Origin of the sequence: uncultured Fibrobacter sp. (assembly GCF_946062555.1) — a bacterium.
GTDB lineage: Bacteria > Fibrobacterota > Fibrobacteria > Fibrobacterales > Fibrobacteraceae > Fibrobacter.
In genome coordinates this window covers 1-23,600 of sequence record NZ_CAMGVQ010000029.1, presented here as the reverse complement: position 1 = coordinate 23,600, position 23,600 = coordinate 1, and the positions used below count along the sequence as shown (strand labels likewise).

Below are 23,600 nucleotides of genomic sequence, written 5' to 3'. Positions count from 1 at the left end.
CGATTAATAAGGTGAATTGCCAACGACTAACGCTATCCGGGTTTTAGGGCGGAGCCCTAGGCGAAGGGGTAGCGAGCGACTAGCGTGCGTCGTGCGAGCGAGGGGGAAACTTCCCCCTTCTTTTTTTTCTAGTTTGTTTCTCGTGCAGCATCTTTTTATTTTCATCGCCTTTGTCCTTTTGCTCCCGTCGTATTCGCTCGCGGGGGAGTCTTCGGCGAGCGGCGATTCGGTGGCGGTCCCAAAGCGTGAGTCAATTGCTCTCCCGTCGCAGTCCGCCTATATGGGGGCGGGGCTTTCGATCGGACTTGCGGCAGGTGTCTTCAGCCCGATTGACGAATGTGACTGCATGGGAACGTGGCAGGGCCAGCTGGAGTATTTCTATTCGGACTTGGTGAGTGGGAGTTTCGAGGTTCGCTTTTTTGGCGGCGACCTTGACCGCGACAAGATGGTGATGTACCAGCGCTACCGGATTAACGTGCGTTTCCACAATGCCTACGATGATTTTGCATTTTTTGCGGCTCCGTTCCTGGGTCTAGAAAATACGAGCATTTCGGAATTCCGCAAGCAGGTGGTGGACCGGGAAGAGGCGGATTCAAAAAAAACGCGTGCCCGTTTCTGGTGGCAGCAGACGGATGACGAAGATCTTGAAGAAACAGGCGATTCCTCTAAAACGGAGACGAACTGCGGAAAGCTGTTCGCTATGGACGGTTTTTCTATCGGGCTTGGCCTAGGGGGCGGCTATAACGTGTCTAGGCTGTTCGCGGTAACGGGGCTAGTCCAGATCGAGTACAATTTTTCGAAGGACGTGATGTTGAGCCTTGTGCCGGGGGTGGCTTTCAACCTGCTGGAAGTGTGGCCCTGGGCGAAAGGTGTGCTCCGTTCTACATGGATTTCTTTTGAAGTGGGTGGGCAAAGATATGTCCACGGGGGTGTCGAGGGGTGGTCGAACACCTTTTTCTTGGGACTCCAGCTCGGGGCGTAGGGGCTGTTTTGGGGCGGACTGCCTCCCGCAGTTTGACATTTTTTCCTGATTTTCTATATTTGGTGCACCGATTTTTATCGGAACCCTCCCGGGGCCAATGTCGGTTTTCCGGGCGATAGACCAAAGGGACTCATTATATGAGACAATACGAAACGATGGTGATCATCGACGCTATGATCTCTGACGACGCTATCAAGGCCGAAATCGAGACTATCGCCGCCAACATCACCAAAGGCAACGGCGAAATCCTCCGCCGCGACGATTGGGGCAAGCGCAAGCTCGCCTACTCCATCAAGAAGCGCCAGCATGGCTTTTACGTGATCTTCTACTACAAGGCTGAAGCCGCTACGGTCGCCTCTGTGGAAGCCGCTCTCAAGCTGAACGAAAACGTTCTCCGCTGGATGACTCTCGCTGATTATCCGATGAGCGAAATTGTTTACGACCAAACTCAGACCCAGTCCACCGAAGAAATCATCCCGGTTGACGCAGAAGAAGGGGAGGCTGAATAATGGCTTTTGAAGATAAGAAGCAGGCTCCGCGTATCCGCCGCAAGAAGACTTGCTGGTTCACGGAAAACAACATCAAGTTCATTGACTACAAGGACGAAAAGACTCTTCGTCGCTTCATCTCTGAACGTGGTAAGATCATTCCTCGCCGCATTTCTGGCACCTCCGCCAAGTATCAGCGTATGCTGAACGAAGCTATCAAGCGTGCCCGTCAGATGGCTATTCTCCCGTTCGTTTCGGACAGTCTGCGCTAAGGAGGAACTAGACTATGGAAATTATTCTTAAGGCCAACGTTCCCCACTTGGGCAAGATGCTTGACGTCGTGAAGGTTAAGGACGGCTATGCCCGTAACTACCTCTTCCCGCGTAAGCTCGCTGTTCGCGCAACTAAGGAAGCCAAGCTCGAAATCGAAAACAACCGCGCTGCTGTCGAAGCCCAGTTCCAGAAGGAACTCGCTGCCGCTGGTGACGTGGCTGCCAAGCTTTCTCAGGTTTCTGTCAACCTCGAACGCCGCGTTGTGGAAGGCGAACGTCTGTACGGTTCTGTGACCGCTGCCGACATCGCTGACGCCATCACCAAGCAGGGCGTTAAGGTTACCCGTGCTCAGGTTGCTCTCGAAGAACCGATCAAGCAGCTCGGTGTTTACACCGTGACGATCAAGGTCTTCAGCGACGTTGAAGCTCAGGTCAAGGTTTGGGTGGTTGCAGAGAAGGCTTAAGTTTCTGCTTAAACCCTTTCTAAATCACTAGAAATCTTTCGGACCGCTCCTTCGGGGGCGGTTCTTTTTTAGTGTTTTTTCTATTTTATCGTTGTATGCGCAAGTTTTCTTTTATAGCCTGTGTGGCAAGTCTTTTGGCGGTGCAGTCCTTTGCTCAGCCGCGTGACCTTTTTGCGGAATTCGAGGCGGAAGCCGAGGCTGCCGAGCAGTCCTCTGCCGCGGTTGCGTCTTCCAGTAGTGTTGCCCCCGCTCCGGTTTCAAGTGCCGCGGTCGCCCCTGCAGCACCGGCGCCAGTTTCCAGCAGCGCTAAAGCCGCTAGCTCCAGTAGTGCAAAGGTCCCTGAGCCTGCCGAAGGGCCTGTTTCAAGTAGCGCGAAGGTCGCAAGCTCCAGCAGCGTTCAGGTCGCTGTACCTGCCGAAGTGCCCGCGTCTAGCAGCGCAAATGTCCCTGAGTCTACCGAAGGGCTGTCGAGCGGCGCGGAACCCGATTCCTCTGTCGCCGGTGCCGATACGGCTCTGGCTGCGGTTTCCGATTCTGCGGTGGTTGATTCGGCCTCGACAGCCGATTCGGCGGTCGTAGATTATGCAGCCCAGAAGCAAGCCGCTATCAATGCGGCGATTGAAGAGGCCAAAAAGCGCGATTCGCTTGCCGCCCTTTCCAGTTCCTCGGTTGTCGCAGAAGTGCCCTCCTCCAGCAGCATGAGCCGCCGCGAGTTGCTTGGCCCCGTCAAGGTCTCCAAGGTGAACGGCATCGACGAGATGAGGGGCCGTTACAAGAGTCCGCGCAAGGCGATGTTCCTCTCGCTTGTGATTCCGGGTTCGGGCCAGCTTTATGTGGGCGGGTCCACGTTCACGTATGCCCGTGGGGTGGTCTACCTGGCGCTCGAAGCAGCCCTGTGGGGGAGCTGGTATTATTACTCGGTGTACAAGTACGACAATCAGGTGGACAAGTACAAGAATTATGCAAAGAAACATTACTCCATCGGTCGCTATGAAAGCGAAATGCGCGACCTGTACAATGCCGATGGCCTGAACTACGAATCGGAATTCCGTCGTCGTTACCTGGGCTCCCGCGAGTCGTTCTGCGAAGGCATTTTCGGCGATGCGACACGCCACGGCTGCTATGATCGCGACAAGCTGTATCACAATGACGTGGACTACGTGAATGATTTTGTGGCGGACCCGAAAAGCCTTGGCGAAGAAATGAAGACGGTTAAGATGGATAATGCTTCTGAAGTCTACCAGCTGATTGCCGACAATGCGTATGTGCTGGGTTGGGACGATGTCGAAGATCCTGCTGTTGCGACGGCACTCGATCTGGAAGATCCGAATTCTGCGACGGTGGGTCTGGGCAAGTCCGCTCGCCAGAAGGAATACCGTTCGCTGCGCAGCAAGGCGAACGATTATGCCGACATGCAGGCGTGGTTCTTTGGAGGCCTGATTCTGAACCATATCGTTTCGGCCGTGGACGCCCTGTTTACGGCGAACGCGCATAACAAGACACTCTACGAAGAAGACCTGTCTTGGTACGATCATTTGCATTTCGATAGCGGAGTGTCCTTTGTGGACGGCTTCGGCGTGAACGTGCAGGCAAGTTGGGGATTCTGATGAAGTTCCTTGTAGTGCTCCTGTTTGCCGTGGCGACCGCCTTTTCGCAGGTGGTGGTTTCGGTTGATGAAAGCGTGAGCAAGAATTCCGAGAAAAAGTGGTACCTGGGCATGGGCGCCTCGGCCCTGTTGCCGGGTATGGGTGAACTTTACCTGGGCGAACGGCAGTTCGTGCGGCCTTTCGTGTGGACGGACATTGCCCTCTGGTTTACCGCCATCGGTTCGTATGCCATCGGTGAACGCTACATAACCTCGGCGCACAATTATGCGGTGCGTCATGCGGGGCTCACTTCGAATAGCCGGGATGTGGACATGCTCAATACGGTTGGCGATTACCGCAGCCGTGGGGGTGTCGCGGGGCAAAATTCCTCACCCGACATGGACGAGGACTACAACCAGGCGCAGCTGCGCGCCGGCAAGAAAATCGACGAAGACCTCAATGCCAGCATCCAGTGGGATTGGGGCTCCAGCGACAATCCCGAGACGACCGAACATATCGACGAATACAAGAGCCGCCTGCGTCATTACCGCGTGAGCCGCATCGTTTTCCAGGTGTCGGTCGGAGCGCTTCTCCTGAACCGCGTGGTCTCGATGCTGAATACCATCCGCGTCTACCGTGCCACTTCTTCAAAGTCCTTTACCGAACGCATGGAGTTCGTGCCTGAATTCTACGAGGACGGCAGCGGTTTGATCATGAATGTGAAATTCTAGAGAAATTTCAGATTTCGGAATTCAGGGAGTGGTGGTCTTGCGCCTCGGTTGAATCCGGTGGGATAAATTGCAGGGAGCGGCAATGATATTTGTTCAAAAGAAGGGAAAAGTTTAAAATGAAAAAGATTATACTCTTTATTGCCGCAATTTGCGTCTCGTCTGTTTTTTCGACAGAGACTTGTTATACGCAAAACGATCTAGGTATGCCTGCGGGCTCGTGTACGCAAATAGGTTATGTTTGCGGTTTGGGCTTTGATGTGAGTAATGGAAAAAACGTAATGTTCTTTAATCTAGGGACGGATACAACTTGTAGTATTTTGATGACGAGTGAGTTGAGAACTTATACTTATCCAGGTAGTGCAACATACAGCCCCTATTTGAAATTATTCTTGATAGAGGATGAATTTAATGCAAGTCCGTTGTCTTTGACTCTTGCAGGATCCCTTGCTTTGTCTGCTTCCAATAATAAGGAGCCTATATTTGTTATTTACAAGCAGGATCATGACATTGAGTTTGGCGGGATAAAGTTGCAGAGCATAAACAAGGTGAAGTAGAAATGATGCACTTGCTCTTTGCAATATTGCTTCTTCTTGCCGGATGCGGCAACGAGTCCGTGAACGAGGCTAAGCCTAGCCCCGGTGGAGTTTCATATTCCAGCAGTCCAGAAATAGATCCGTTCGTTGATTCCTCGGATTCAGCTGAACCTGTTGCTTATTCAAGTTCCGAAATTGTTTTAGAGGAATCGTCCTCAAGTTTGCAAGTCTCCTCGTCGGCGGAGGAATCTTCATCCAGTGAGAATACGGAATGGAGTTCTTCTTCGATGCCGCAAAGTTGTACCGGACCTGCCTGCTATTTATATAGCTCGTCTTCCTCGTCTAGAATTACAATCGTTTGTGATGAAATGGTTGACGAACGGGATGGGCAAACATATAGAACTGTGACTATAGGTGGTGAAGTTACTTGGATGGCAAAAAATTTGAACTATGCTTATCTGCAACCGACCGCAGACTTGGATTCTTCGAGTCGGTGCCTTGGTAATTGGTCAACAGGATGTGACGAGTATGGACGACTTTATCTATGGTCCGCGATGATGGATAGTGCAGCCATTTTTTCGGATAAAACGAGGGGATGCGGTTATTATGAAACAGCAGATGAATGGGTAAAATGCGATAGTAAGGGAAATATTCGGGGAGTTTGTCCAGAAGGATGGCGTCTTCCTACATACAGTGATTATCGTAAGTTGATTCCTGCGCGAACTTCTATAGACATGTTTTGGGCTTGTGATGATGTTTTTTTTGAAGAAAATGAGATTTGTGATGATGTGTTTTGTGAAGAACAATTGCGAATAAAGGAAACTGTTTTTTGGCTTGCTGAGGAAGAAAATTTTGCATATGGAATTGTTGATAATTATGGATATCGCGTGGTATTAGAATCTGAAGTGAGAGATTTGATTAATGCATCTAAGAAAGAGTATTACGCAGTTCGTTGTGTAAAAGATGAAAAAAACGTTGAATAAAAAGGTATGTTTTGAAAAAACGTAAATATATTGTATTCTTCTTTTTGTTTTGTACAAAAATTGCTTTTGCCACTATTCCATCAGTTCAACTGATGAGTGAACGTTATCGTACAGAGTGGAATTGGATAGAATATCGATTAACCTTAAAAAATACGTCGTCTGATATCATATTTAATCCCGAAATTCGTTATTATGCAAAGGGAGAATTGCTTTCTGCAACTGTTGATTACTCAACATGGCTTTATCCTGTTGTTGCAAGTATTACTTCGTTAGACGAAACTTCCATTGTAAAACTAAAAGTGAACGCAATGCTATATTTGGGGGATTCTGTTGAGATTCATTTCCGAATATATAGAGATGAATATTTGGTTGAATTGAATTCTAGTCAGGATTGGTCTTATCAGCATAACGAGAATGTGGTTGAACGTAATTACTTTATGCCGGTTTACGATGATTAAAGTGGTCAATGCGGATGTCGTTTTGTGGAGCGAAAGAGGCGTCAATATGGTTGTTGAACGGTATTCTGGAGATGCTTCGGGAATTGTACCTGCAGGGCGGTTCTGGTTATTCAAGGATTTTCCGCTTTCCTTCAAGGAACGAGAAATTTTGGACCAGAGCGGAATAGTAAGATATGAAGTGGGGAGACATCTTGGCAAGGACTTGATTCTTTTTAAATCGGATTCAGATGTTCGCAAGGCGTATTTGGATAGTGTTTTGTATGGATTTTATAATGCGATACCTGTAAATGATACGACACGTTTGTCTTTGGATGTGTCAGAAAATTCTACGAATGATACCCTGCCTTTGATTGTGGGATGTTGGCCAGATGTGGATATTGCAAATTGTATTGGAATTGTACAAACTTGCGGTGGCGAGAATATTGAGTATGCAAGAAATGATGTACTTGTTAAAATGCATATAGATTCAATTCAATGCATTGAGAACAAATATGATGTCTATTATATTTCGATTCGAAAAAAAGGTTCGCCTTTGAATAATGGAGCAAGAGTTGCGATAAACTTATCTGACTTTCAAAACACAGCTGCATTTTTATCTGCGATGAATGATTCCACAACAACGAAATGGCTTAATGGCGTAGATTATATGGGCGAGGGAATTGTTGTGGGAGTTTATGATGTAGGTGTTGATTTTAATCATCCGGATTTCCAGGAAATGGATTCTAGCGGAATTATGAAAAAAAGATTTATTAGAGAAGATGAATACTTTGGATATATGACTTTTGACTCTGTAATAAATGAAATAAAAGAAGATGTTGAGTGGCATGGAACTGGTGTGGCTGGAATTATTGGTGGAAATGGAGATAAATCAGAAAATCGTAGTTATCGTGGAATAGCCCCGAAAGTCCATTTTTTTTCAGGGGAAATGAATCCTTATTGGCAAATAGGGCATGTTGTCAATCATTCGCATATTGATGATACTTTTAATAATGGTGTCTATGGAATTTATGCTCACTACATTGATAAGGCTATTTTTGAAAATTGGAAAAAAGGATGTAATATAATGAATTCTTCTAGTTGTGTAGAGGGTGATTCGCTTACGAAAACGGTTGTATATGCAGCCTCTAATAGTGGTGGGTTTGATGGAAAAATTACTCAAGATGTGCAAAAGGGGTTCCACTCTGTTTTGGCGAATTCAAAGAATGCGATTACTGTTGGAAATATTACCAGTAAAGAAGGTGTACGATTTTATACTTCGGGCATGGGGCCCACTTGGGATGGTCGGATAAAGCCGGATGTGATGGCTCCTGGAGCGACAAGTGAAATACTCGTTAATCAAGAGAACCCATTTGAAATTTTAATTGATTATGTAAAATTATTCCGTGCGGGATATTCAGTGCCATATATGGTGCTAGATTTTAACAGTAATCGATTAAACCTTGATTCTGCAAATCTTCATTCTTCATATCGAGGGGCAATCAACAACCCAAATGTGACTAATGATAGCTTATTTCTGTTGGGTGCTAACGAACCTAATTTTGCGGCTCTTTATAATGGATGGAAATTTGATAATCGGATAAATGTTTTGTCCACGGATGAACTTGAAATTCGGATGAAGATTGCTAAAGGACCCATATTAGATATAATGTACGGAAGTGTCTTCTTTGGAACTCATGAATCCTCGTTTTATGACCCGCAAAAGCAAGAAACTTGGTTTGAATTTATTAATACGATTTGGAATGTGGATACGAATTTTGCAACAACTCGTGTGAGTTTGAATCAGTTGCCAGATACCCTTGCGGCGTACTTTATACGCCTTGATTTTAGTCTTGTAAAAGGAATTGTTACTCCATATTCATGTCAGGGGGATAGTTGTGGGTATGCGTATTTAAGTGATGGTGGCACTTCTGAGTCGGCACCCCAGGTGTCGGGTTTGGCGGCCTTGATGTATCAAAAATTCAAAAAGTGCACGGGCGAACCCTTGGATAAAATGTCTATGCGAAATTCTACGGTCAAGTCACTCATCATTCATTCTGCAATTGATATGGAGGATTCCGAGAACGCCCATTTCGAATGGAATCCTGATATTACGTTTGCGCATCATAATAATAGTGGTTATTTTACGCCCTATGGTAAAGGCCCCGACTTTGCGACTGGTTGGGGAAAGATTGATGCCGCAGCAACTTTGAATACCATTGAAAATTATAAAGCAAAGACAAAGGAGTTTTCCCGATTTAAGGAATTTGAAATTGCCAATGGAATGGAAAAAAGATGGAATGTTTATGTGAATGGAAGTCCTGAAAAAATGAGGGCTACCCTTGTTTGGGACGATGCTCCTGATGAGAAAAGAAAAGTTGTTGGCCGACGGCATTTTTTAGAATCAAAATTAATAAACGATTTGGATATGTATCTTGTCAGTCCATCTGGAAGATATTATTATCCGTGGAGACTGGACCCGCTGCCGACGGATTTCATTGATACAAGAGGGAATTTTATTGATGATTTTTCATCTGGTCTTGAGAAAATAAGAATGCAGGACGTTCGTGATGCCTACAACAATTGTAATTCCTCGAATTTGTTGGATTCATTATGTTTTGACCATTTGAACAATGTCGAAGTTGTCGATGTGGAAAATCCTGAGAATGGAACTTGGCAGGTTGTCGTTCGCGGAACACGAATTAGCTACGGGAATAATGAAACGGAGACCGCGCAAATCGCTTCTTTAGTGTCTGATTTTGAACTCAAAAAATCTCAATGCCAAACGGAGCATAACTATTTGCCCCAAAGTCGTTATGTGTGTGAATATCCATTTGATGGAAACTCTGCCAACTATGTTACTTTTGCCGAAAGTACCTTTGTTGGGACTGGGGATACGATATCTCTTTATGATGCAAGTGAATCGTTGCTTGGAAAATATGTGGCAGATTCGCTTGCTGGAAAGAAATTAAAGGTAAAGTCTACGAACCTGAAGGTTGTGCTTGATAGTGATAATGATGGCATTCAGGGCTGGGGCTTTGGTGTAACTCAAATCCAGTCTATTCCATATCCTATATTGAAAATGCCTTTTGAATTTACGGGTGGTCATTAGATAGGAGATTGTCATGAACAAGTTAATTCTGTTGATAGTAGCATTGTGCATGCTTGCAGGGTGCGGCAACGAGTCCGTGAACGAGGCTAAGCCAAGCCCCGGCGATGTTTCGTATTCCAGCAGTCCAGAAATTAATCCGTTCGTGGTGTCTTCGGATTCAGCCGAACCTGTTGCTTATTCAAGTTCCGAGGTTGTTATAGAGGAATCGTCCTCAAGTTTGCAACACACCTCGTCAACAGGGGAATCTTCATCAGTTTCCTTGATTATTTCATCCAGTGGAGAAATTGAATTAAGTTCCTCTTCGATGCAGCAGTCCTATTGTATGTTGATGTATCATAATGAGGCTATGTGTAGGATGTGCGAGGAATCGTCATCTAGTATGATGATTGTTTATGGTGAAATGACCGATGAACGCGATGGACAAACGTATAAGACGATAACAATTGATGGCAGGGCTACATGGATGGCTGAAAATTTGAATTATGCTTATTTACAACCAACGGCAGAATTGGATTCTTCAAGTTGGTGTTATATAAACGAACCTGATAGTTGCGCGAAATATGGAAGGCTTTACCTTTGGTCTGCGGTGATGGATAGTGCAGGCTTGTTTAGTGAAGATACCAAAGGCTGCGGATATTATTCAGATGAAAATGAATGGTATAAATGTCCCAAAGAGGATTTTGTTCAAGGTGTATGTCCTCCTAATTGGCATATTCCCACGGCAGATGAATTTGGGGTACCTTTCTTGCTTGCTTATGAGTCTGTTCCTTGTGGCCTTTATACTTTTGAACAAGATAATTCAAGAATATCTTTTTATACATCCAGAAGATTGAATCCGGACCTTTTACTATCTTCCGATTGGTGTACGGATTCTTGGGAGATATATTGGAAAGGAGGATCTGGTTTTGATGTCATGCCTGCAGGCCTATATAATCCCATAAGAGATGAGTTTGAATCTTACACGGCGTCATTTTGGTTCTCTAAAGAGAATGATAATTTTAATGCGTCGGTTGTTAATTTCCCTCAAAGAAGCGCTCTTACGGGGTATTATGACCCTCGAACATTTGGGAAAAAAAATATTGCATATTCTGTCCGTTGTGTAAAGGACGAAGAAATGAATGAGGAATAATCGTTTTGATGAAGCCTGTGTGTTTTATAATCCTTTTTTTGCTTCTGTTTGCGGGATGCGGTAACGATGTCGCGTCTAGTCATGACGTGGCTCCGTATTCTGCGGGCTCCGAAAGCAGTGCATTAGAGGAATCTTCGAGTTCTGTACATAATGTTGTGCCAGAAATGTCTTCGGATGATGCGCATATCTCGTCGGCGGAAATGTTGCCCGTGGAATCATCGTCTTCAATTTCGCAGTTGGAGCAGTCTTCTTCTAGTGAAGGGTTTGGGGCTAGTTCTTCGTCAAGTAAATGCTGGGCAGAACCTTCTTCATTCTGGTGCCCAGAGTCCTCCTCATCTTCCGTTTTGGTGGTTGTTTACGGCGAAATGACTGATGAACGCGATGGACAGGTTTATAAGACGGTGTATGTTGAAAGTATTGATCGGACCTGGATGATTCAGAATTTGAACTATGCCTACTTGCAGCCGACGGCGGAACTGGATTCTTCTAGTTGGTGTCAGAATGACGATCCTGAAAATTGTGGAAAGAATGGTCGTCTGTATATTTGGAGTGCTGCTATGGATAGCGCAGGATTGTTTAGTGAAGATGGCAATGGCTGTGGTTATGGAGTGATATGTGATTATCCTGAGCCGGATACAGCAAATTTCTTTTGGTACTGGATTGTGCGAGGTGTTTGCCCTGCGGGGTGGCATTTGCCAAATAGTGATGAGTGGAGTGAATTTGTTTTTGCTGCTTTGGGTGGATATCGTTCTACCATGTTGGCTAAACGGTCGAATGAAGTTGACTTGTTTGATAGTGTGCAGCCGGATTTGAGTCCACTTTTTTTTGACTTAAACAGTAGAACGGTGGAATATTGGGAGTCTGAAGGGCCTTGGAATGAATATGCGAATAGTGTTGTTTTTACTACTATTGGCGGGAGTGTTTATGAAAGTTCGAAACCTAGATTTACAAAGAACCGTGTTCGTTGTATTCAGGATTATGAAAGAGATGAATGGTAGGAGCTTGGTTATGACTAAACAATCCATTCTTGTATTTTTTTTGTTGTTGTGTGCAAATGTAGTTTTTGCATCAGTTCCTTCTGTATTATTGCTAAGTGAACGCCATCGCACGGAATGGAATTGGGTGGAATATTGTTGTCGGGTGATTCGGTTGAAATTCATTTCCGTATAGATAAAGAGGGTTTTCAGTGTGCGTGGAATTCTTCTTAGTACTGGTCTTATCAACATAATGAAAGTGTTGTAGAACCACATTATTTCATAATTGAACTTGTACATGAAAGTGGTAAATGTGAATATATAAAGTAAAATAGGTATATTTAGCAACCAAAAGGTTTTGAAAAGCATCTAAATTATATGAAGTTCTTTGTTTTGTTGTTTATTTTCTTGTATTTGACGGCCTGTGGCGGTAACGATTCCGCTCCCGGTGTAGGGGCGCCTGGTAAGGGTGGCCCTGGTGGCAAAGGTGGCAGGCCCGCTCGTGAAATCGCGGTAGAAGGTTACATTGCCGAAGCCCATGAATCGGGCAAGACGTTTTCTGCAATGGCGACGCTCGAACCGCTGAACAGCGTGCAGCTGACGGCTGCTACTTCGGGCAGGCTCATGAACCTTTATGCAAAGGACGGCGCCTCGGTACAGAAGGGTGCGCTTCTCGCTAAAATTGACGATTCCGAACTGAAGGCGCAGCTCAAGCAGGCGGAGTCGAACCAGCAACTGGCCCAGCAGAAGTACGACCGCGCGAAGGGGCTCTACGAGAAGGACGGTGCCACTCAGGCGGACATGGAAGCGGCGGAGGCTTCGCTCAAGTCCGCAGAAGCTTCTGTAGAACTCATTAAGGCGCAAATCGCGAAGACCGAAGTGCGTGCCCCGTTTGCAGGCAAGCTCGGCTTTGTGAATGTTTCTGTGGGCGCCTGGCTTACGACAGGCACGTCGATTGCAACTCTCAGCGAAGTGAAAAAGTTGAAGGCGAAATTCGCTCTCCCGCAGCGTTATGCCACCACGCTTAAGGTGGGCGACGCGGTTGACGTTAAGGACGAAGAGCGTGACGTGGCAAAATCTGGCAAGGTGAAGGCCTTGGAAGCTTCGCTTTCGGAAAGCAGCCGCACGCGCCAGGTCCTTGTTGAAATTGATAACGCAAACGGTGAACTTCTGGCAGGCTCTTACGCGAAGGTGAACATGACCATGCCGGTGGGAAATGCTAAAAGCATCCCGGTTCCTGCAGAAGCATTTACTCTAGATAAGGATGGCGCCTACGTGTTTGTGGCGACCGGCGGCAAGGCCAAGATTAAGCATGTGCGAACCGGACTCCGCACGCCAATTGCCGTTGATGTGACGGAAGGACTCGATGAAGGTGATACCGTGATTACTTCGGGACTTATCAGCATTCGTGAAGGTTCTGCTGTGCGAATCCGTGAAATTCGCCACAACACCGACTACGAAGTGGAGTAGGTAACCGATGAGTGTCGCGAACCTTTCCGTACGTCGCCCGGTGCTCATGAGCGTAATGGCGCTCGTAATCCTCCTTCTCGGCGCTTTTGGAGCCTCAGGCCTCGGCATCCGCGAATACCCCAATGTCGATTATCCGATTATTCAGGTGCGTACTTCGTATCCGGGCGCAAATGCCGCCGTGGTTGAAGCCGAAGTTACCGAAATCTTGGAAGCTTCCATCAATAGCGCGTCAGGCATCAAGGCTCTCACGTCCACTAGTAGTGACGGGTACTCTTACATCAGTATCGAGTTTGAAACGGGCATGGACCTGGAAGCGGCCGCCAACGAAATTCGCGACCGCGTGAGCCGTGTGCGCCGTAAGCTCCCTGACGATGTGGATGAACCGACAATTTACAAGTCCGATAGTGATTCCGACCCGATTCTGATAGCAAGTCTCGTGAGCGACACCCATGATGCTATGGAAGTGTCCGAAATTGCACGTAACCAGGTGAAGGAACGCCTGCAGACAATTTCCGGTGTTTCTGAAGTAATGCTATGGGGCGAGAAACAGCCGACAGTTCGCCTTTGGATAGACCCCATTCGCTTGCAGGCTTTGGGGGTTTCGGGTGCCGAATTGTCTGCAGCCCTTAGCCGTGGCAACCTTGAACTGCCCTCGGGCACTATCGAGGGGAGCGAAACGACCCTTTCCATCCGCACTCTTGGACGTGTGGTTGACCCTGTTGAATTTAAGAACATTGCTGTGAAGACTGCCGATGATGGCACTGTGATTCACATATCCGATGTGGCCGATATCCACTACGAACCCAAGGACACGCGCACGGGCTTCAAACGCAACGGCAAGAATACGATTTCCGTTGCAATAGTGGCGCAACCCGGCTCGAACCATGTGGAAATCGCCGACGAGTTCTACAAGCGAGTTGAAGATATCCGCCGCGAACTTCCCGAGGGAGTGCAGCTTCTGTACGGTCGTGATACGTCTGTAAATATCCGTGCCTCCATCAAGGAAGTGGTAGAGACCATCTTTATCGCGTTCATTTTGGTTATTGCGATTATCTTTGCTTTCTTGCGTGAAGGCCGCACGACACTGATTCCGATGGTGGTGGTGCCAGTCTCGGTAATCGGAAGCTTTTTTGTTCTTTACCTATGCGGATTTAGCATCAACGTATTGACGCTTTTGGCGATGGTCTTGGCAATAGGACTTGTTGTTGATGATGCCATTGTGATTGTCGAAAACATCTACCATAGGATTGAAAACGGCATGACGCCCAAGCAGGCTGCGGTCGCGGGGACGAACGAAATCTTTTTCGCGGTGATTGCGACATCCGTGGTGCTCATGGCTGTGTTTGTGCCTGTGCTTGCTTTGGGCGGCACTACGGGACTCTTGTTCCGCGAATTTGTCGCGGTGATGATTGGGACGGTGTTTCTTTCGACGCTCTGTGCGCTCACGCTTTCGCCGATGCTCTGTTCCAAGTTTCTAAAGCGCCAGAAAAAGGGATTTTTCTTCAAGGTGACAGAACCCTTATTTGAAGGACTGAACAAGGGGTATGCGTTCTTGCTCGGACTCTTCCTCAAGTTCCGTTTTTTGATGTTCCCGGTAGTGGCGGCCCTATTGTTTGCGGCTTATTACTGCTTCAACAACATGAGTAGCGAAATGGCGCCGACCGAAGATTCCAGTGCCATCATGGTGAACACATCGATGCCCGAAGGAGTATCGTTGACCCGCACCAAGCGTATGGCTGACGCATTCGTGGAAGAAATGACTGCCATTATGGATACGAGCGAGTACATGGAGGTCCAGTCGGGTGCGCGTAGTGCAGGTAGTTCCATGATTCGCATTACTCTTAACAAGGACAAGGATGCGCGCCGCCCGCAGAGTGAGATTGCGCATGCAATTCAGGTGCTCGGTAACGAATATCCCGATCTTCGCGTGATGGTATTTGAGCCGCAGAGCATCAGCACGCAGCGCGGCGGGCTTCCGGTGCAGTTTGTGTTGCAGGCCCCGAGTATCGAGATTTTGCGTACGTTGGTGCCCAAGTTCGAGGAAGAGGCGAGCAAGAGCCCGGTGTTCAGCGTGGTGAATACGAATTTGAGATTCACGAAACCCGAATTGCATATCGAGATTTTGCGTGACAAGGCGAACGAGGAAGGCGTTTCGGTGAACGATATCGCGCAGGCAGTTCAGTTAGCCATAAGCGACCAGACTTACGGGGAATACTACAAGGACGGACGTCAGTACGATATCATCGGAGCGGTGGGTTATCAGTACCGTAGCATGCCCGAGAATATATCGATGCTCTCGGTCAAGAATGCGAAGGGTGAACTTGTGAGTCTTGAAAATTTCATCACGTATGTTGAAAAGTCCGCTTCGCCGTCGCTGCCGCGCTACAACCGCTTTTCGGCCGCAACGATTCAGGCGGGCCTTGTGCCCGGCAAGACGATTGGGGACGGCATAGAAGAAATGCGCCGCATTGCAAAGGGGCTGCTTAAGGATTATCCAAGTGTGAGTACCACCCTAACCGGCTCATCGAAAGAATTCGAGGAAAGTTCCAGCGGTCTTTACATCGTGTTCCTGCTTGCGCTTGCGCTTGTGTTCCTGGTACTTGCAGGGCAGTTCGAAAGTTTCCGCGCACCCTTTGTGATATTTTTTACGGTTCCGCTGGCCTTGGCAGGGGCTCTCGTTTGTCTGTTCGTTACCGGCCAGACTCTCAACATCTTCAGTGAAATTGCGCTGATTCTGCTGATTGCGCTTGTGACGAAGAACGGTATTCTGATTGTGGAATTTGCGAACCAGATTGCGGCGAGTACCGGCTGTAGCAAGCTAGAGGCGGCTCGGATGGCGGCGGAACGCCGCTTCCGCCCAATTTTGATGACGAGCCTTTCGACGGTATTGGGCGCGGTGCCGCTCATTCTGACCGGCTCCCCGAGCCGCATCGCGATGGGAATCGCCATCGCCGGTGGACTCACTTTTGCAACGTTCATGACTCTCTTTATTGTGCCTGCCGCTTACAGCTTCTTTGCGGGGAAGGTCAGGCTTGACGCAATGAAGAGCACCGACGCAAGTAAGATGGCTTAACAAGACCGCTCGCGCCTAATCAGCCGCGTTCGTACCCGAAGCGCTCGCTCTCGCGACCGTCCCAGCTTAACGCTTGGGGCTTTGTCGCTCACGAAGACCGCTTGCGCCTTGTGACTATTTTTTTGAGGAATTTTTTTCACCTTTTACAGGTGCGTTAGCGGACTCGCTGAAGGGGAATACGAATCGTCCGCGCAGAACGCATCCGGGGGCGCCCGGGTCGCATTCTTTTTTGCGTTTGTTGCAGAAGGTATTCCGCAAATGTCTGCATTCGTAGCTCATAATTTTAATTTAATAAAATTATAGCAAAATATAAAAAGAAAACAGAAAGAAGTTCACTTTTTTCGGTTTACGGATGCTTACGCACTTTGTTAAATTTGCAGCATGCGATATGGTGACATTTCTTATTTTCAAAGTGGCGTAGCCGTTCCTCTCTTTAGCCTCTATAGCAAGCAGAGTATCGGCATCGGTGAGTTCCTGGATTTGATTCCGTTTGCCCGTTGGGCAAAGTTCTGCGATTTCAATATCATCCAGCTGTTGCCGGTAAATGACACTGGGGCGGAATCTAGCCCGTACAGTGCCCGTAGTGCTTTTGCATTGAATCCGGTGTTCATCAATGTACAGACGGTCGAAGGCTCTGCAGATGTCGAAGATGAGATTCGCACGGCGAAGTACGAATTTGACAAGTTGGGAAAGATTGACTATTACCATATCTCTTCTTGGAAGCGTTTTGTTCTCCGCAAGATCTTTGATAATCGTTATAGCGAACTCAAAAAGGACAAGCTGCTTCAGCGCTGGATTGACGATAATCCGTGGTCAAAGCCTTATTGCGTCTATTGTACTCTGAAGGCGATGAACGGCGAAGCCAGCTGGAAAGATTGGCCCGAATTCCGCGATCCGTCGGCCAAGGATATCGAAAAGCTTTGGAAAAAGTTCGAGAAGGATAACCTGTTCCAGGCCTGGATGCAGTTCGAAGCCGAAAAGCAGTTCAGCGCCGTGATTGAAGAGATTTCGAAGATGGGCCTCCGCCTGAAGGGCGACATTCCCATTTTGATTAACGAAGATAGCGCCGATGTATGGGCGGACCGTAAGTACTTCTCTCTGGATGATCGTGCAGGCGCTCCTCCTGACATGTTCAGCTACAGCGGCCAGAACTGGGGTTTCCCGACTTACCATTGGGATGTTATCGAGAAGGATGATTTTGCATGGTGGCGTAGCCGCCTCGCGCAGGCCAGCAAGTTCTATCACGCCTATCGCATTGATCACGTGCTCGGATTCTTCCGCATTTGGTCGATTCCGCAGCAAGAGGTCACTGGTATTTTGGGCTACTTTAACCCGTGCGTGCCGCTCACTTGGGAAAAGCTCAGCTCCGCGGGCTTTATCCGTGAAACGCTTGAATATCTGCGTCGTCCGAATTACGGCTACGACCAACTTCGTGAATTCTTGGGAAACGATACCGACCGTCTGGCTCCGGTATGCTTTACCCAGCTCGAAGGTCACCCAGACCGCCTTATCCTGAAGCCGGAATACTCTTCCGAAAAGGCAATACTTGGAATGAACGAGCCGCAGGAAGTCAAGGACAAACTGCTGAAGGTTTATTGGAACCGCGTATTTGTTCCGTCGGGCGACGAAAATACGTTCTACCCGTACTGGTACTGGTACAATGCACCGGTACTCTTCACTTTGCCTGATTACGAACAGGAAAAACTGCGTAACCTGATTAAGGAAAACGAAAATTCCCAGAACGACTTGTGGGACGCAAATGCGACGAAGCTTTTGACGGTCCTTTCTCAGGAAACCGATATGCTTGTTTGCGCCGAAGATCTCGGAGCCGTGCCTCCTTGCGTTCCTTCAGTGCTGCATAAGTTGAACATTCTTTCGTTGCGTATCGAACGCTGGGCACGCAACTGGAATGCCCCGTATTCTCCGTACTACGAAATGGGTGAATATCCGCGTATGTCCGTGTGTGCTACGAGCTGTCACGATTCCTCGACGCTCCGTGGACTTTGGTACGAGAAGGATTTCGACCGCGACCTGTATTGGTCTCATGCCCATTTGCCGGGAAAGGCCCCCGAAGAAATTACCCCGTCTGTCGTGCGCCAGATCTTGACGCATGTCTATTCGGCCAATAGCTTGTTCTGTATTCTGCCGTTGCAGGATTACCTGGCGCTGTCGGCAAGCCTTTCCAAGGGGTCTCCGGAATCGGAACGCGTGAATGTCCCAGGAACGGTGGGCGGTACTAACTGGTGCTATCGTATGCCTTGCTCGGTGGACGAACTGATGGATTACACATCGCTTAGCTCCGATATCCGCATGCTCGTGGATGTCCGCAAGCGCCGCCCCATGTGGAAGATTTAGTTGATAGAGCTTAGTTGGTAGAACTTAGAGATTGTGTCTAAGCTCTAAGTTCAAAGCTCAAAGTTCTAGTTATGTTTGCTCCTGCTTGGGTTAAAGACGCAATCTTCTACCAGATATTCCCCGACCGGTTCTGCCGATCGGAGCGTTATCATGCCGTAGGCAAGTTTGTCGCGTGGGGGAGTAAGCCTAGCCGTGAAAATATGTTCGGCGGAAACCTCGCAGGTATCGAGGACAAGCTGGAATACATTGCGGGCCTCGGTGTCAATGCCATTTACTTGTGCCCGATTTTCAAGAGCAATTCGAACCATCGCTACCACACGGTGGACTACTTCGAGATTGACCCGGTGCTCGGCACGCTTGAGGATTTTGACCGTTTGGTCAAGAAGGCACACAAATTAAAGCTCCGTGTAATTTTGGATGGCGTGTTCAACCATTGCTCTCGCGGATTCTTCCAGTTCAATAGCCTGATGGAGCTGGGCGAGCATTCTCCGTATGTGGACTGGTTCCATGTGAAGGGCTGGCCGCTGAACGCCTATACCGATAAGCCCAATTACGAATGCTGGTGGAATTTTCCGGCGCTCCCGAAATTCAATACGGACTGCCCCGATGTGCGCGAATACCTTTTTAGCGTAGGCGAGTACTGGATGAAGCGCGGCATTGACGGCTGGCGCTTGGATGTTCCGAATGAAATTGACGACGATAGCTTTTGGCAAGAATTCCGCCGCCGCGTGAAGGCGGTGAATCCGGAAGCCTACATTGTGGGCGAGATTTGGGATGACCCAATTCGCTGGCTAAAAGGCGACCAGTTCGACGGCGTGATGAATTACGTGTTCCGCAAGGCGACGATGCAGTTCCTGTTCGACGAGAATCCGATTTCGATCAAGGAATTCGGCGAGCGCTTGCAGAACGCATTCCCCGAAGGCCGCGGCGACATTCCCATGAACTTGCTCGGGAGCCACGATACCACGCGCCTGATGTCGCAACCTTGCGCAAGCGAAAAGCGAATCGAACTTGCTTATGCGATTCTGTTTTTCTTGCCGGGGGCGCCGTGTATTTATTACGGCGAAGAACTTTCGATGAAGGGCGGCAAGGATCCTGACAACCGCCGTAGCGTCCCGTGGAGCAAATTGGCCGAGTTGCAGGCTGAACCGCTGTACGATTTTATCAAGCAGATGATTGAGCTCCGCAATAAGAATGCGGTGCTCCGCGAAGGTTCTCTTGAAATTCGCGTGGCCGACAACGGCTTTGCCATTGAACGTTCCCTCGGCAAAAAGACGATGACTCTCGTCGTGCTGCAAGACGGCACTGAATACAAGTTCAACATTGTATAAATAAGGCCGATGCCGATAGAAACGATCAAAGGCGGAAGAAGACAAGTCGTTGAGCGGACAGTAAAGGCCGAAGGCCGTGATTTGTCCGCGAGACGAGCTTGACTTCTGGAGCCGTTGGGGTGTTAGGGGCAAAGCCCCTAGGCGAAGGGGTGATGGAAGACTTGCCCTGGATTCCGTCGCTTCGCTCCAGAATGACAGAAGGGCAAGGCTGCAAGCAGGGGGAGACTTCCCCCTTTTTTTGAAAAACGCCGTTTATCCCGGCAATCTAACCCCAAAACTTTACCAAAGCCGTTTATCCCGCCTTTCCTAACCACCAACCACTAATCACTGGCCACTAAAATTTCTATCTTTGCGCGCAAAACTTAGTGAATAATGCCTTATAGGGATTACAAATGAACAAGAAAAAATTCGGCATGCGAGAACTGATAATTCTCCTCGTCATTGTTTTGTCTGCCTACACGGTATGGCCTTCTATCCAGGTTCACACCAAGAAGGGCGAAGAAAAGCAGACCTTCCTCAAGGAAAATCCGAAGGTGGGCGCAAAATCCATCAACTTCGGCTTGGACCTTGCCGGCGGTACGGCCATTACGCTCGAAATCGACAAGTCGAACGTCAAGGGCGACGATATCAAGGACATTCAGGAACAGTCCCTCGAAATCATTCGTAACCGCGTTGACCAGTACGGTCTTTCTGAACCGCAGATTTCCCCGTCCGGCGACGACCGAATCGTGGTTGAACTGGCAGGCGTGGATGACTCCACTGCAAAGGCTCTCGTGGGTTCGACCGCTAAGCTCGAATTCAAGATCTTGGCCGAAGCCGAAAAGTTTACGCAGGTGGTTGGCCTCATTGACCAGTACCTGACCCGCCAGACGACCGACATCGTGGCTGATTCCGCCGCTACGGATTCCACCGCCAAGGATTCTACGGTCGCCAAGGCTGATTCCGCCAAGGATACGCTTCCTAAGGAAGCTACCAAGACCCTTTCCGATGACGAATTGCTCGGTAAGGCTCCTGCCGCTGAAGTCGCTGCTACCGATTCCGCCAAGGATTCTGCCGCAGTCAAGGCTCAACCGGCATCTGAGGTCGGCGTTGCCCTTTCCGCTTACTACCTGAGTTTTGGTAACGGTGGCTTTATAGCCGAAGAAAATGTCGAAAAGGTCAAGAAACTCCTTGCTACTGACGGTGTGCAGAAACTGATTCCGCGCGATGTCGCTTTCGCTTTCGGCAGCGGTCTCGAACCGGTGCAGCGTGATTCCAAGATCAAGGCCAAGCGTCTTTACTTGCTCAAGCGCCGCGCCGAAATGGCCGGTGACGATGTGGTTGACGCTCGCCCCTACCGCGTGTCTGACGGTGTGAGCGCCGGTGAAGTGGCCGTGAGCCTCAAGTTCGGTGGCATCGGTCCCAAGAAGTTCTCTGCCGTGACTGCCGCCAACATCGGCAAGCAGATGGCTATCGTGCTCGACAACCAGGTGATTTCTGCTCCGGTGATCCGCGACCGTATCCCGAACGGCGAAGCCCAGATTACGGGTCTCGACGACATGGCCGAAGCTAACCGCCTCTCCGTGGTGCTCCGCGCCGGTGCCCTCAAGGCCCCGATGAAGATTATTGAAAGCCGCAGCGTGGGTGCAACCCTCGGTGAAGAAAACATTGTGCAGGGCTTCGGTTCCGGTGCTATTGGCCTTATCCTCTGCTTGGTGTTCATGGTTGCCTACTACCGCCTCGGTGGTTTGATTGCAAGCTTCGGTATGGTGATCAACACCTTGGTGACCGCCGCCGTGATGTCTGTGTTTAACGCTACGTTGACCTTGCCGGGTATCGCAGGTTTCATCCTCGTGGTCGGTATGTCTCTCGACGCCAACGTGATTATTTACGAACGTATCCGTGAAGAACTCAAGAACGGCCTGACCGCCCGCGCTGCCGTGGCCAAGGGTTACGAACGCGCCTTCGGTGCCATCTTGGACTCCAACTTGACCACCGTGCTTACCGGCCTTATCCTTTATAAGATTGGTACGGGTTCTGTGAAGGGTTTCGGTCTTACTCTTACGATCGGTATCTTGACCTCCTTGTTCTGCGCAATCACGGTGACTCGCTCTATTCTTGACTGGCGTCTTGCCAAGGCTGATCGTACCACGCTTTCGATTGGTTCTGGCTTCAAGGCTATCAACGAAGCTAACCTCCAGATCATTCCGAACCGCCGTCGTTTCGGTCTTGTTTCCATGATCCTCATTGTGGCATCCATCGCCTTCATCGCTGTCAAGGGCTTCGACTTCAGCATCGACTTCACTGGTGGGCAGGTTTATACAGTGCAGTACCAGGATAGCGACAAGCATGAAAAGGACTTGAGCAAGGCTTTGTCTGCTGCCGGTATTTCTGGCACGAAGGTTCGTACGCTCGGTGGTACTTCTGCTAACTCTTACCAGATTAGCATGCGCGCCTCTGATGACGCCCAGTTCGAACTCAAGATGGCTCAGGCCTTCGAAAAGGCCGGTCAGAAGTGCGAAATCGTCGCTAAGGACAATGTGGGTCCGACCATCGGTAAGGAACTCCGCTTCAACGCAATCCTTTCTGTGATTCTCGCATGGCTCGGCATTCTGATTTACGTGTGGTTCCGCTTCGGCAAGTTCGGTCTCGGCTTCGGAGTCGCTGCCGTGCTCGGCCTGGTACACGATACCGTGATTACGCTCGGCTTCATCTCCGCCTTTGGTCTTTCGTTCGACGGCGCCTTGATTGCCTCGCTCCTCACAATGATCGGTTACTCTGTGAACGACACTATCGTGAACTTCGACCGTATTCGTGAAAACACTGCCGTGTATGGTTCCAGCAACTTCGCCGAAACCATCAACAAGTCTATGAACCAGTGCTTCAGCCGTACCATGGTGACCTCTCTCACGACCTTGTTCGTGTGCGTGATCCTCGCCGTGATGGGTGGTTCTTCCATCCGCGACTTCGGCTTGGTCCAGTGCTTCGGTATCCTTATCGGTACCTACTCTTCTGTGTGCATCTGCTCTCCGATTGTTCTGTGGTGGAGCAAGCGCTTCAAGAAGGGTGTGTAATTTAGACTATTGTCAAGGTCACTGAGCTTGTCGAAGTGACCGATGATTAAAAAGTTGCCTCGGTGAAGAACCGGGGCTTTTTTTATTCCCATGGAAATGAAAGTTTTGTCAACTGTAAGTTGCTAAATGAACGGTGAACAGCTCGACCCCTTGTTTTTGATTTTGCAAGAATCTATATTAAAAATACCACCCCCATTAGGTGTGTTGCCGGGTCCAGAAAAGTGGCTATGCCCACCCCAAGTTGGTATATGAACGATATATAACAAAGGATGTTATATGGCTAGACCTATAAGGGAAACACCTATACTTTTCGGCGAAGATGCTCGTCGGTTTCTTGAGCGTATGCAAAATCCTGAACCGGAAACACCGGAAGAACGTGAACAGCGTTTGAAGGATTACGAATTCATGAAAAAGGCTTATGAAATCGGCATGGCTGAAAAGCGTGCCCGCGAAGCTGCAAATGGAGGGGTGGATCCGTGGTTCGACAATGTATAGATGAGCAGAGTTTGACATTCGTTCGGTTGAATCCGAATAACAAAGTGAAAAATTTTGATTGCGGCGATAAGGATTTAAACGATTTTATTGTCCAAAAAATGGTTAAAACCCTGCACTTTCAGTGCAGCGACTTTC

The 23,600-nt window shown here is 48.7% G+C and carries 18 protein-coding genes; all 18 read left to right on the top strand.

Annotated features, from left to right (window positions below):
- Positions 1-142: 142 nt before the first annotated feature.
- The 18 genes from Q0P86_RS09845 to Q0P86_RS09760 all read left to right on the top strand — a co-directional run bounded on the left by Q0P86_RS09845 (position 143) and on the right by Q0P86_RS09760 (position 23,465).
- Positions 143-982 carry a hypothetical protein gene (locus tag Q0P86_RS09845; protein ID WP_295039125.1) on the top strand — a complete coding sequence of 280 codons (840 nt, stop codon included), beginning with the start codon at positions 143-145 and terminating at the stop codon, positions 980-982.
- Positions 983-1,119: 137 nt separating this feature from the next.
- Positions 1,120-1,491, top strand: a complete 372-nt coding sequence (gene rpsF, locus Q0P86_RS09840; RefSeq protein WP_072977512.1) for a 30S ribosomal protein S6 — start codon at positions 1,120-1,122, stop codon at positions 1,489-1,491.
- The gene (rpsR, locus tag Q0P86_RS09835; RefSeq protein WP_072977510.1) at positions 1,491-1,742 is read left to right on the top strand and encodes a 30S ribosomal protein S18; all 252 of its coding nucleotides are present in this window, start codon (positions 1,491-1,493) and stop codon (positions 1,740-1,742) included. Before rpsF ends, rpsR begins: the two co-directional genes overlap by 1 nt.
- A 14-nt stretch (positions 1,743-1,756) precedes the next feature.
- Complete coding sequence (gene rplI, locus Q0P86_RS09830; RefSeq protein ID WP_072977508.1) at positions 1,757-2,206, top strand: 50S ribosomal protein L9; 450 nt, start codon at positions 1,757-1,759, stop codon at positions 2,204-2,206.
- Between the two features lie 95 nt (positions 2,207-2,301).
- Positions 2,302-3,813 carry a hypothetical protein gene (locus tag Q0P86_RS09825; RefSeq protein WP_295039122.1) on the top strand — a complete coding sequence of 504 codons (1,512 nt, stop codon included), beginning with the start codon at positions 2,302-2,304 and terminating at the stop codon, positions 3,811-3,813.
- The gene (locus Q0P86_RS09820; protein ID WP_072977504.1) at positions 3,813-4,523 is read left to right on the top strand and encodes a hypothetical protein; all 711 of its coding nucleotides are present in this window, start codon (positions 3,813-3,815) and stop codon (positions 4,521-4,523) included. Before Q0P86_RS09825 ends, Q0P86_RS09820 begins: the two co-directional genes overlap by 1 nt.
- 116 nt (positions 4,524-4,639) lie before the next feature.
- Positions 4,640-5,077 carry a hypothetical protein gene (locus Q0P86_RS09815; RefSeq protein ID WP_295039119.1) on the top strand — a complete coding sequence of 146 codons (438 nt, stop codon included), beginning with the start codon at positions 4,640-4,642 and terminating at the stop codon, positions 5,075-5,077.
- Positions 5,078-5,079: 2 nt separating this feature from the next.
- A complete protein-coding gene (locus Q0P86_RS09810) occupies positions 5,080-6,039 on the top strand; it encodes an FISUMP domain-containing protein (RefSeq protein ID WP_295039116.1) in 960 nt (319 codons plus the stop codon).
- A gap of 11 nt (positions 6,040-6,050) precedes the next feature.
- Positions 6,051-6,497 (top strand): hypothetical protein, encoded by a 447-nt coding sequence (locus Q0P86_RS09805; RefSeq protein WP_295039114.1) that lies wholly within the window; start codon positions 6,051-6,053, stop codon positions 6,495-6,497.
- The gene (locus tag Q0P86_RS09800) at positions 6,490-9,585 is read left to right on the top strand and encodes a S8 family serine peptidase (RefSeq protein ID WP_295039112.1); all 3,096 of its coding nucleotides are present in this window, start codon (positions 6,490-6,492) and stop codon (positions 9,583-9,585) included. Before Q0P86_RS09805 ends, Q0P86_RS09800 begins: the two co-directional genes overlap by 8 nt.
- A 13-nt stretch (positions 9,586-9,598) precedes the next feature.
- Positions 9,599-10,714, top strand: coding sequence for an FISUMP domain-containing protein (locus Q0P86_RS09795; RefSeq protein WP_295039109.1), 1,116 nt, complete (start codon positions 9,599-9,601; stop codon positions 10,712-10,714).
- A gap of 8 nt (positions 10,715-10,722) precedes the next feature.
- The gene (locus tag Q0P86_RS09790) at positions 10,723-11,712 is read left to right on the top strand and encodes an FISUMP domain-containing protein (protein ID WP_295039152.1); all 990 of its coding nucleotides are present in this window, start codon (positions 10,723-10,725) and stop codon (positions 11,710-11,712) included.
- Between the two features lie 354 nt (positions 11,713-12,066).
- Positions 12,067-13,158 carry an efflux RND transporter periplasmic adaptor subunit gene (locus Q0P86_RS09785; protein ID WP_295039107.1) on the top strand — a complete coding sequence of 364 codons (1,092 nt, stop codon included), beginning with the start codon at positions 12,067-12,069 and terminating at the stop codon, positions 13,156-13,158.
- A gap of 7 nt (positions 13,159-13,165) precedes the next feature.
- Entirely contained in the window at positions 13,166-16,231 is a 3,066-nt protein-coding gene (locus tag Q0P86_RS09780) for an efflux RND transporter permease subunit (RefSeq protein WP_295039104.1), read from the top strand.
- A 381-nt stretch (positions 16,232-16,612) separates the two neighbouring features.
- Complete coding sequence (locus tag Q0P86_RS09775) at positions 16,613-18,586, top strand: 4-alpha-glucanotransferase (RefSeq protein WP_295039102.1); 1,974 nt, start codon at positions 16,613-16,615, stop codon at positions 18,584-18,586.
- Between the two features lie 71 nt (positions 18,587-18,657).
- Entirely contained in the window at positions 18,658-19,917 is a 1,260-nt protein-coding gene (locus tag Q0P86_RS09770; RefSeq protein WP_295039100.1) for a glycoside hydrolase family 13 protein, read from the top strand.
- A gap of 392 nt (positions 19,918-20,309) precedes the next feature.
- Complete coding sequence (gene secD / locus Q0P86_RS09765; protein ID WP_295039098.1) at positions 20,310-22,970, top strand: protein translocase subunit SecD; 2,661 nt, start codon at positions 20,310-20,312, stop codon at positions 22,968-22,970.
- A gap of 342 nt (positions 22,971-23,312) precedes the next feature.
- On the top strand, positions 23,313-23,465 hold the full coding sequence (locus tag Q0P86_RS09760; protein WP_291023175.1) for a hypothetical protein: 153 nt from the start codon (positions 23,313-23,315) through the stop codon (positions 23,463-23,465).
- Positions 23,466-23,600 lie beyond the last annotated feature (135 nt).